Origin of the sequence: Lapillicoccus sp. (assembly GCF_025353065.1) — a bacterium.
In the GTDB taxonomy this organism is placed as follows: domain Bacteria; phylum Actinomycetota; class Actinomycetes; order Actinomycetales; family Dermatophilaceae; genus Lapillicoccus.
Genome location: NZ_JANXRJ010000136.1, coordinates 1 through 10,462 on the forward strand (window position 1 = coordinate 1; position 10,462 = coordinate 10,462).

Annotated in this window: 9 protein-coding genes; 5 read left to right on the plus strand and 4 right to left on the minus strand. The window is 71.7% G+C overall.

What is annotated here, in order from left to right; genetic code table 11:
- Window positions 1-175: 175 nt before the first annotated feature.
- On the minus strand, window positions 176-1,261 hold the full coding sequence (gene ychF / locus Q0R63_RS10790) for a redox-regulated ATPase YchF (RefSeq protein WP_295697122.1): 1,086 nt from the start codon (window positions 1,259-1,261) through the stop codon (window positions 176-178).
- A 55-nt stretch (window positions 1,262-1,316) separates the two neighbouring features.
- Between ychF and Q0R63_RS10795 the strand changes: the two genes are divergently transcribed.
- Window positions 1,317-1,796 (plus strand): hypothetical protein, encoded by a 480-nt coding sequence (locus Q0R63_RS10795; protein ID WP_295697124.1) that lies wholly within the window; start codon window positions 1,317-1,319, stop codon window positions 1,794-1,796.
- Here Q0R63_RS10795 and Q0R63_RS10800 read toward each other — a convergent pair.
- Window positions 1,778-2,650 carry a thioesterase family protein gene (locus Q0R63_RS10800; RefSeq protein WP_295697126.1) on the minus strand — a complete coding sequence of 291 codons (873 nt, stop codon included), beginning with the start codon at window positions 2,648-2,650 and terminating at the stop codon, window positions 1,778-1,780. The genes Q0R63_RS10795 and Q0R63_RS10800 overlap by 19 nt on opposite strands.
- Before the next feature lie 109 nt (window positions 2,651-2,759).
- On the opposite strand from Q0R63_RS10800, the gene Q0R63_RS10805 reads away from it, so the two are divergent.
- From Q0R63_RS10805 to Q0R63_RS10815, 3 genes are read left to right on the plus strand one after another with little or no spacing between them, the layout of a single operon-like run.
- Window positions 2,760-4,586, plus strand: a complete 1,827-nt coding sequence (locus Q0R63_RS10805) for an NAD(P)/FAD-dependent oxidoreductase (protein WP_295697127.1) — start codon at window positions 2,760-2,762, stop codon at window positions 4,584-4,586.
- A 60-nt stretch (window positions 4,587-4,646) separates the two neighbouring features.
- Window positions 4,647-5,855 (plus strand): DNA recombination protein RmuC, encoded by a 1,209-nt coding sequence (locus Q0R63_RS10810; protein ID WP_295697129.1) that lies wholly within the window; start codon window positions 4,647-4,649, stop codon window positions 5,853-5,855.
- A gap of 58 nt (window positions 5,856-5,913) precedes the next feature.
- On the plus strand, window positions 5,914-7,305 hold the full coding sequence (locus tag Q0R63_RS10815) for an NAD-dependent epimerase/dehydratase family protein (RefSeq protein WP_295697131.1): 1,392 nt from the start codon (window positions 5,914-5,916) through the stop codon (window positions 7,303-7,305).
- On the opposite strand, the gene Q0R63_RS10820 is transcribed toward Q0R63_RS10815, so the two are convergent.
- Window positions 7,257-7,760: a hypothetical protein gene (locus tag Q0R63_RS10820; protein ID WP_295697132.1), complete on the minus strand. Its 504-nt coding sequence runs from the start codon at window positions 7,758-7,760 to the stop codon at window positions 7,257-7,259. The two genes, Q0R63_RS10815 and Q0R63_RS10820, sit on opposite strands and share 49 nt — an antisense overlap.
- Window positions 7,761-7,917: 157 nt before the next feature.
- On the opposite strand from Q0R63_RS10820, the gene Q0R63_RS10825 reads away from it, so the two are divergent.
- The gene (locus tag Q0R63_RS10825; RefSeq protein WP_295697134.1) at window positions 7,918-9,393 is read left to right on the plus strand and encodes an ATP-binding cassette domain-containing protein; all 1,476 of its coding nucleotides are present in this window, start codon (window positions 7,918-7,920) and stop codon (window positions 9,391-9,393) included.
- A 5-nt stretch (window positions 9,394-9,398) separates the two neighbouring features.
- Here the strand turns inward: Q0R63_RS10825 and Q0R63_RS10830 are convergent, their stop codons facing one another.
- On the minus strand, window positions 9,399-10,445 hold the full coding sequence (locus Q0R63_RS10830) for a 4-hydroxy-3-methylbut-2-enyl diphosphate reductase (RefSeq protein ID WP_295697135.1): 1,047 nt from the start codon (window positions 10,443-10,445) through the stop codon (window positions 9,399-9,401).
- Window positions 10,446-10,462: the final 17 nt, after the last annotated feature.

The window sequence follows — 10,462 nt, forward strand, 5'->3', positions numbered from 1 at the left end:
GCCGAGACGCCGAGCGAGGTCCTGCCCCGGCACTCGTCGTGGGAGGCGAGCGCCCACCGGTGGTTCGACGTCGACGCCGTGCCGACGATGCATCCCGGCCTGGCCGGCGACTGGGAGCGGCTGGTCGCCTCGCTGGGCTGACGGTCCGCCCGCATGGGCGAACGGCGCCATCTGATCAGACGTTGAAGCGGAACTCGACCACGTCGCCGTCGGCCATCACGTAGTCCTTGCCCTCGATCCGGACCCGGCCGGCGGCTTTCGCCGCGGCCATCGTGCCGGCGGCCACGAGGTCGTCGAAGGAGACCACCTCGGCCTTGATGAAGCCGCGTTGGAAATCGGTGTGGATGACGCCGGCGGCCATCGGGGCGGTCCAGCCCTGGCCGATGGTCCAGGCCCGCGACTCCTTGGGGCCGGCAGTCAAATAGGTCTGCAGGCCGAGGGTGTGGAAGCCGACCCGGGCCAGCTGGGAGAGGCCGGACTCCTCCGCGCCAAAGCTCTGGAGCAGCTCGAGCGCCTCGTCGGCCTCCATCTCCATGAGGTCCATCTCGAGCTTGGCGTTGAGGAAGACCGAGTCGGCGGGCGCGACCGACGCCGCCAGCTCCGCCTTGAGAGAGGCGTCCGTCAGCTGGTCCTCGTCGAGGTTGAAGACGTAGATGAAAGGCTTGGTCGTCAACAGCCCCAACGCTTTCGCCTCGGGGAGGTCGACCCCGGCGGCCGCGCCCGCGGCATACAGGGTGTCGCCGGCCTCGAGCACCTTCTGCGCGGCGAGCGCGTTGTCGAGCGCGGGCTTGCGGTCCTTCTGCGTCCGCGCCTCCCGCTCCAGGCGCACGACCGCCTTCTCCAGGGTCTGCAGGTCGGCGAGGACGAGCTCGGTGTTGACCGTCTCGATGTCGCCAGATGGGCTGACCTTGCCGTCGACGTGCACGACGTCGCCGTCCTCGAAGACGCGCACCACCTGGCAGATCGCGTCGGCCTCGCGGATGGTGGCGAGGAACTTGTTGCCCAGCCCCTCCCCCACCGAGGCCCCGCGCACGATCCCGGCGATGTCGACGAAGGACACCGTCGCCGGCAGGATCTTCTCGCTGCTGTAGATCCCGGACAGCACGCCGAGTCGCGCGTCCGGGAGCGGGACGACGCCGACGTTGGGCTCGATCGTCGCGAACGGGTAGTTCGCCGCGAGCACGTTGTTCTTGGTCAGGGCGTTGAACATGGTGGACTTGCCGACGTTGGGCAGTCCGACGATTCCGATGGTGAGGGCCACGGGTCCAAGATTAGTTGCGCGCGCGGGCGCCCCCGACCACCGATAGCATCCCGCCATGCCGACGCTCAGCGAGACCCTGCTCGCTCCCGACCGCCGCCCGTCCACCGTCGACGCCCTCGTGGGGGTGGTCGACGCCGAGGTGAAGTCCAAGTCCGGCATCGGTGGCGCCGCCATCAAGACCGCCTACGCCGCCGCCAAGAAGGTCGACTCGCGACTGGTCAGCCGGGCGACGAACCGGATGCTCCCCGACTTCCTCACCGCGCTCGAGCCCTACTGGCAGGAGGGGACGGCTGACTTCGGCGCCCACCTCACCTCGCAGCAGGACGCCGTCACCGAGTCGCTCCTTGCGGTCACCGACCGGCGCGCCGACAACCCGAGCCACGCCGCGGTGGCCAAGGTCTACGGGATGGTCCGGCCCAAGGCCAAGACGCACGTCACGGCCGCGCTGCCCCGGCTCGGGTCGACCCTGCAGTCGCTCGCCGGCACTGTCGTGACACAGCCAGGCTCAGCCGAGACTCAGCCCGGCACGGTGTAGCCGTCGGGGACCCGCACCCCGCACAGCTGTCGCGACTGCGCCACGAGCCGGCCGGTGCTGTCCCAGACGACGGCGTCCTCCTCCATCAGCCCTCCGGACAGGTTCTCGCTCGTCACGCGCAGCTGCAGCCAGCCCGGAGCAGGTCGGGCCCGCACGTGAGCCGTGAACTCCAACGTCGGGGCCCAGCCCTGGATGCCGAGGTCGAACGCCACCGGCGGCAGCCCGTCGAGCGCGAGCAGCAGCAGCGTCGGGTCGGGTTCACGGCCGTCGGCCAGCCGGAGCCACGCCCGGATCTCGCCGCGCCCCGACGGCCTCCCCACCGCCCAGCCGGCCGTGGCGGGGTCGAGGCGCAGGTCGAGCCGGTCCAGCAGCGCTGACGCCTCGAGCCCCGGCGGTCGTTGCTCGCTGCTCGACACGCAGTCCTCCGGAGGGGGCATCGGCGGCGGCGCCTGCGCGCGGATCGGGACCGCCGACGCGGCGAGGTCGCCCAGGCTCACCAGGGCCCGCATCCGCTCCACCGGTATGCCGCCTCGTCCCGGCTGACTCACCGACACCTGCCCGGTGGTCAGGGTGCGCCCACTGCGCAGGACCTCCGTGTCGACGACCACGTCGCCGGGCTGCGACGCGGTGAGGAAGTAGCCACTGAAGGCGATCGGATCGAGGTGCCCGCCCACCTCGCCGATCCGGGTCGCGAGCGCCGTCGTCGCGAGGGCCATCACCAGCCCGCCGTTGACTGCGCTACCGATGAGCCACTGGTCGCTGAACTCCGCGGCATACCGGCCGGGGGTCGTCGTCGGGCGCAGGGTGATCGCCCGGTCGTAGTCGCTGCGAGGGGAGGGGGGCGCGTCGGTCATGCCGCAACATCTATCAGGAGGGGTCAATGCCGGGGCGGTGGTGGTGGAATGGTGGACACGTCATCGCCGACGCACCGGAGCGCCGGCGGCTGGATCGAAGGAGCACGGGATGACGCAGACCACCACTGCAGGCACCGAAGGCACCACCCCCACCGACCCGAGCGCCCAGGCCGAGGCGTGGCTCGATGGCTTCGACCGGGCCCTCTCGGCCGGCGACGCGCGTTCTGCCACAGCGATGTTCACCGACGACGGGCTCTGGCGCGACCTCGTGTCGTTTACCTGGAACATCACGACCGCCGAGGGACACGAGCAGATCCAGGACATGCTCACGGCGACCCTCCCCCGCGTCCAGCCGAAGGGCTGGTCGCTCGCCGAACCGGCCACGGAGGCCGGCGGGATCGTCGAGGCGTGGATCGACTTCGAGACCGCCCAGGCCCGCGGTCACGGGCACCTGCGGCTGCGCGAGGGCAAGGCGTGGACCCTGCTCACGACGATGGTCGAGCTCAAGGGCTCCGAGGAGCCGTCCGGCGACCGCCGCCCCAAGGGCGTCGAACACCACATCACCCGCGGCCGCAAGACGTGGCTCGAGCAGAAGACCGAGACGGAGCAGGTGCTCGGCGGGAGCGAGCAGCCCTACGTCGTCGTCATCGGCGGCGGGCAGGGCGGCATCGGCCTCGGCGCGCGGCTCAAGCGACACGGCATACCCACCGTGATCCTCGAGAAGAACGACCGGGCGGGCGACTCCTGGCGCAAGCGCTACCGCTCGCTCTGCCTGCACGACCCGGTCTGGTACGACCACCTGCCCTACCTCAAGTTCCCCGACCACTGGCCGGTCTTCTCCCCCAAGGACAAGCTCGGCGACTGGCTCGAGCACTACGTCGCGCTGATGGAGCTCAACTACTGGACGAAGTCGGCGGTCACGGGCGCGACCTGGGACGCCGAGGCGGGCACCTGGTCCGTCGTCGTCGACCGGGACGGGCAGGAGGTCACCCTCCACCCCACGCACGTCGTCGTCGCCCTCGGCGTCAGCGGCTACCCCCACGTCCCGACCTACCCGGGCCAGGACGTCTTCCGCGGCGAGCAGCAGCACTCCAGCGAGCATGCTGGCGGGGAGGCGTATGCCGGGAAGAACGTCGTCGTCGTCGGCTCCAACAACTCGGCCCACGACCTCTGCGCCTCGCTCTGGGAGGTCGGCGCGAAGCCGACCATGGTGCAGCGGTCGAGCACCCACATCGTGCGCAGCGAGTCGCTGCTGGACCTCGGCCTCGGCGACCTCTACTCCGAGCGGGCGCTGGCCGCCGGGATGACGACGGAGAAGGCCGACCTCGTCTTCGCGTCACTGCCCTACCGGATCATGCCCGACGTCCTCAAGCCGGCCTACGACGAGATGCAGGTGCGCGACAAGGACTACTACGACGCGCTGCGAACGGCCGGCTTCGAGCTCGACTTCGGCGTCGACGGGTCGGGCCTGTTCATGAAGTACCTCCGGCGCGGCTCCGGCTACTACATCGACGTCGGTGCCTCGCAGCTCGTCATCGACGGCGAGGTGCCGGTGGTCCACGGGCAGGTCGACCACCTCACCGAGGACGCCGTCGTGCTCGCTGACGGCACGGAGCTGCCGGCCGACGTGGTCATCTACGCGACGGGCTACCAGTCGATGAACGGCTTCCTCGAGGAGCTCATCTCGCCGGAGGTCGCCGACCGGGTCGGCAAGGTGTGGGGCTTCGGCTCGGACACGCCCAAGGACCCGGGCCCGTGGGAGGGCGAGCTGCGCAACATGTGGAAGCCCACCAACGTCGACAACCTGTGGATCCACGGCGGCAACCTCGCCCAGTCGCGACACTACTCGCAGTTCCTCGGGCTGCAGCTCAAGGCCCGCTACGAGGGGCTCGACACCCCGGTCTACGGGTTGCAGGAGGCGCACCACCGGCGCTGAGGCCGGGGTGTCGCGGCCGGCATCTGACGAGCTGTCGGTGCCGGCTGCGACGGTGGAGCCATGGACGTCATCGCATGGGTCGTCGCCGGGTGCAGCCTCGTCGTGGGCGCGGTGCTCGCCGCCGCCCTGACCTCGCTCGTCGTGCGGACGCGGTATGCCGTGGACCTCGCCACCGCGAGCTCGGAGCGCGACCTGCTGCGCGAACGGGTCGTCGACCTCGAGGCCGCCGTGAGCGAGGACTCCGAGACGGCTCAGGTGCTGGGGCCCCTGCGCACCAGCCTCGAGCATGTCGCCCGTCAGGTGCACGACCTCGAGCGCGAACGGGTGAGGCAGTTCGCCCAGGTGTCCTCGGAGCTGACGCAGGTGCACGCGTCGACGAGCGACTTACGGGCACAGACCGCTTCGCTCGTCGGATCGCTCAACGCCTCCTCGGTGCGCGGCTCCTGGGGCGAGGTGCAGCTGCGCCGCGTCCTCGAGCACGCCGGGATGCTCGCGCGCTGCGACTTCGACGAACAGGTGTCGGCGACGACCTCCGACGGGCGCCCCGTCCGGCCCGACGTCGTCGTCCACCTGCCGGGCGACAAGCAGCTCGTCATCGACGCGAAGGCGCCGATGACCTCGTTCCTCGCCGCGCAGGCCGACGACCTCCCCGTCCCGGAGCGGGAGCGCCTGCTCCGGGCCCATGCGCGGTCGTTGCGGACCTACGTCGACGCGCTCGCGGCGAAGTCCTACTGGAGCGCCCTGCCGGTCTCCCCCGAGATGGTCGTCTGCTTCGTACCCGGCGAGGCCTTCCTCACTGCGGCCCTGGCGGCCGACCCGGGGTTGCACGAGCACGCGATGCATCAGCGCGTCGTCCTTGCCTCTCCCGCAACACTGCTCGCCTTGCTGCGCACCGTGGCCTTTACCTGGCAGCAGGACGCCCTCACGGCAGGGGCCCGTGAGCTGCTGGACGTCGGGCGGGAGCTCTACGAGCGGCTCGGGGGACTCGGGCAGCACGCCACCCGGATGGGGGCGGCGCTGCAGCGGTCGGTCGAGGCCTACAACGGCTTCATCGGGTCGCTCGAGAGCCGGGTCCTCGTCACCGCCCGACGGATGCAGGAGATCGGTGTCGTCGACCACGCTCTGCCGACCCTCGTTCCGGTGACGACAGCAGGTCGCCCGCTGACGGCCGTCGAGCTGCTGGAGTCGTTGGAGCCCGACGTCGGGCGACCGCAGCTCGACCTCCCTCGGGGGGACCTCACGGGCCGGGAGCGTGACGCCACAGGCTGACGTGGTTGAAGGTCCCGCGCTCGCGAGAGCCGACACGGCATGCGCCTAGGGTGGGGCCATGCCGTGGCACCGGGAGTCGTCTGCGCTGCTGCGGGTCGATCCCACGGCCTTGTGGACCGTCGTGTCGGACCTGTCGCAGTGGCCGCGATGGTGTGCGGGCCTGGCCGAGGCTCACGTCGGGTCGGACGCGTCGCTCGTCGACCTCGTGCCGGTCGGACCGGTCGGCGCCGTCCACCGCCGGACCGCTCCCCCGGCCCGGGTCGTCGTCTCGGTCGTGCCCCGACGGCTCGTCGTGGAGCAGCCCCAGCCCGGCGGCGTATGCCGCGTCAGCTGGGACCTCGAGCCGCAGGACGACGGGCTGGTCCGGTTCCGGCAGCGGGTCGAGGTGACCGGCCCGCTCACGGTCGCCGCCGTCCGCGGGCTGGGCCTCCCCCTCTCACGGACCTTTCATGACGACGTCGTCCGCCTCCACGGGCTCCTCGCCGGACAAGGCGGCGCACCTCCGGCGGAGGACGCGCTGACCCTCGTCATCGCCGGGGGCAGCGGCTCGCTGGGGCGGCGGCTGGGCAGCGACCTGCTCTGCCGCGGCCACGACGTCGTGGTCCTCACCCGCCGCGTGGATCCCGATCTCCCACTGCGACAGGCGAAGTGGGACGGGCGGACCGTCGGCCCCTGGGTCGACGTGCTCCACGCCCCGCGGCGGACCGCCGTCGTCAACCTCGCCGGCCGGCTCGTCGACGTCCGCCCGACGCCGGCCAACATCGCCTCGTTGCGCGACAGCCGCGTCCTCTCCACGCTGGCTCTCGTCGAGGCCAGCCGGCGGCTGCCGACACCCCTGGCCTCCTGGGTGCAGGCGAGCACGACGGCGATCTACGGGGACGCCGGCGAGCAGCGCTGCGACGAGACGACGCCGCTCCCGACCGACCGCGGCCAGGCGCTCCCGCAGATGACCGGGGTGGCGAGGCCGTGGGAAGAGGCGTTCGCCGGGGCCCATACCGATCACGGCGTCATCCTGCGCACGTCCCTCGTCCTCGACCGGGGCGCGCCGGTCATGCAGCGCCTGGTCGACCTGACCCGCGTGGGGCTGGGCGGCCCCATCGGCGACGGACGTCAGTGGGTCAGCTGGATCCACATCGACGACTGGCTCGCCCTCGCCAGGGCGGCACTCGGGCTCGACCCCGACCTCCGCGTCCCCAGTGGGGTCGTCATCGCCGCGTCGGACCACCCGGTCCGCAACGCCGAGCTGATGGCCACGCTGGGTCGACGGCTGCATCGCCCGTGGGCGCCCCCGACTCCCGCGGTCCTGGCGCGGATCGGCGCCGTCGTGCTCCGCACCGACCCGGCGCTGGCGCTGACCGGGCGGCATACGACGTCGGCGGTGTTGCGCGGCCTCGGCCACACCTACCGCTTCCCGCGCCTCGATGAGGCGCTCGCCGATCTCCTCGGCTGACCGCGCGGGGGGGTCAGCCGAGCGCGGCAGTTCGATGGGTGGCGGGCGCGGAGGACGGTCAGCCACACCGTCGTCACACCGAGCACCAGCAGGATCACGGCGGGGAGGATGAGCGGCGAGCTCGCGGGGGCGCCGCTGACGGCGACCCCGGCGGCGAACGCCACGCCCAACGCACCCTCTGTCGCTCCGAGCACGGCGGACCCCACCACACCCTCCGGCGGTTCTCGGAAGGTCAAGTGGACACCACGCACAGCAGCGACAGCGAACAGGGCTGTGGGAATCGCCAGGACCACCGCGAAGAGGGCGTACAACCCCTCGAAGCCGGCGTTGGGTCGGGTCCCGGCATATAGCAGCACGGCGACCATGATGATCGCGGCAACCGCGACGCACACATGGCCGACCGCCAGGGCCCGCGCCAGGTGGGCGACCCGCCGTGTCCGAACGTCACCCTCCACGGCCCGATGGAACCACAGCCCGGTCGCCGCCGTCCATCGCCGGTGCACGCGGCGTGGCCCGGGTCGGCTCAGCTGGGCCGTGGATACACTCGTCCCCTCGCGGGGACTGTCGCGAGCGCTGCGCCGCAGCACCGACGCCCGGCCTGAAGAGGATGCGATGCAACTGCTCCTGGACATCGTGGGACTCCACCAGTTCCGCGGCTACCGCCACGTGCTCAGGGGGGTCGACCTCCAGGTCGGGCGCGGCGAGGTCCTCGGCCTCATCGGCCGCAACGGCTCGGGGAAGTCGACCCTCATTCAGACGATCTGCGGGACCACGAGCCCGCGCAGCGGCTCGATGACCCTCGACGGCAGGCCCTACCACCCCGCCAACGTCGCTGCTGCTCGGGCGGCCGGGGTCAGCGTCATCGAGCAGGACTTCGCCCTGCCCGAGGGGCTCACCGTGCTGTCGAACGCCCTGCGCCACACGGTGCTGGCACACCGGCCGATGAGCGAGCAGCTCCCCCGCGCGCAGCTGCTGCTCGCTCGCAGCGGCTTCGACCTCGAGCTCGACCGTCCGCTCGAGGAGCTCGACCCGGCCGGGCAGGTGCTGGCCGAGGTCCTGCGCGTCCAGGCCGAGGGCGCGCGGCTGGTGATCTTCGACGAGGTGTCGTCGGTGCTGAACGATCTCGAGATCGCCCAGCTGCACGAGGCCGCAAGGCACCTGCGCGAGCGGGGGTGCTCCATCGTGCACATCGCGCACCGGCTCGAGGAGGTCACCGCCCTGGCCGACCGGGTCGCGGTGCTCCGTGGTGGGGTCGTCGTCGAGGTGGTCGATGCGGGTCGGGCCGAGTCGAACGACCTGGTGCGGGCGATGCTCGGCCGAGAACCGGACGTGCCGCAGCGGGAGGATCGCCAGCGCGACAGGGTCGTCTATGGGGCCCGCGGTCTCGGCGTCCCGGGTCGGCTGGCCCCACTCGATCTCGAGCTGCACGCAGGTGAGGTGCTCGGAGTCGTCGGGCTGCGGGGGTCCGGCGCCCTCGAACTCGTCCAGGCCATCGCCGGGGAGGTCGAGAGCGAGGCGATGTCGGTCGAGTTCGCGGAGGATCTCGCCGGCGCAGGGGCCACGGTCGCCTACGTCGCCGGCCCGAGCCCCGAGAGCCTGCGGATGCGGCAGTCCGACGTGCTGACGACGGGCCACGAGCACCTCGATGAGACCGCGCGGCTGCGGCTGGCGCACCGGCGGGCCTTCGACCATGACCTGGAGACCTCCAACCTGCACAACCCCCTGGGCGACCTCAGCGGGGGTGACCGGCAGAAGGCCTCGATCGTCGCGGTCGCGGACACCAGCGCCCCGGTCGTGGTGCTCGAGCACCCGACCCGGGGCGTCGACGTCGCGGCGAAGGAGATGGCCTACCGCGTGATCGAGGGAATGGTCGCGGGAGGCAAGGCCCTGGTCGTGCTGTCCAGCGACCTCACCGAGGTGCTGCGCATCTGCGACCGCATCGCCGTCCTGCACGAGCGCCGCCTCGCGGCGGTGCTGGATGCGAGCAACGCCCACGAGGACCTCATCATGAGCTACGCCCTCACCGGTCAGCCCCCGGCCGTGCGGAGCAGGCGGCGGGGCAGCGACGACCCGGCGCCGGTCGGCTGAACGGGCTAGTGCAGGGACTCCGCGTCGACCGCGGCGGCCGGGTCGTGCCGCAGCTGCTCGGGCTCGGCACCAGACCGCGCCTTGAGGTCGCGGCGCAGCTCGTGGGGCAGGGCGAAGAGCAGGGACTCCTCGGCAGCGACGACCGTGTCGACGTCGGCGTAGCCGCGCTCGGCAAGATCGGCGAGGACGTCACGCACGAGGACCTCGGGCACGCTGGCGCCGGAGGTCACCCCGACCGTGAACACGCCCTCGAACCAGCTGTCCTCGATCTCGTCGGCGTAGTCCACGAGGTGGCCGGCCGAGGCCCCGTGGTCGAGCGCCACCTCGACGAGTCGGACGGAGTTGGAGGAGTTGCGTGAGCCGACGACGATCATCAGGTCGCAGTCGGCGGCCATCTGCTTCACGGCGACCTGACGGTTCTGCGTGGCGTAGCAGATGTCGTCGCTCGGCGGATCCTGGAGCCGCGGGAACTTCTCGCGGAGCCGGCGGACGGTCTCCATCGTCTCGTCGACCGAGAGCGTGGTCTGCGACAACCAGACGACCTTGTCGGGGTCGCGGACCTCGACGTTGACGACGTCGTCGGGGCCGTCGACGATCGTGATGTGCTCGGGCGCCTCGCCCGCCGTGCCGACGACCTCCTCGTGGCCCTCGTGCCCGATGAGCAGGATGTCGAAGTCGTCGTCCGCGAAGCGGACCGCCTCGCGGTGCACCTTGGTCACGAGCGGGCAGGTGGCGTCGATGGTCTTGAGGCTGCGCGCCCGAGCCTCCTCGTGGACGACGGGCGCGACGCCGTGGGCGCTGAAGATCACGGTGGCGCCCTCAGGGACCTCGTCGGTCTCGTCGACGAAGATCGCGCCACGCTTCTGCAGGGTGGTCACCACGTGCTTGTTGTGGACGATCTCCTTGCGTACGTAAACCGGAGCGCCGTAGAGCTCGAGTGCCTTCTCGACCGTGATGACCGCCCGGTCGACCCCTGCGCAGTAGCCCCGGGGGGCAGCCAGCAGGACGCGCTTCGTGGACGTCCGGGGGGTGGGCGCAGCGGGTTCGGACATGCGTCCATCGTACGGCG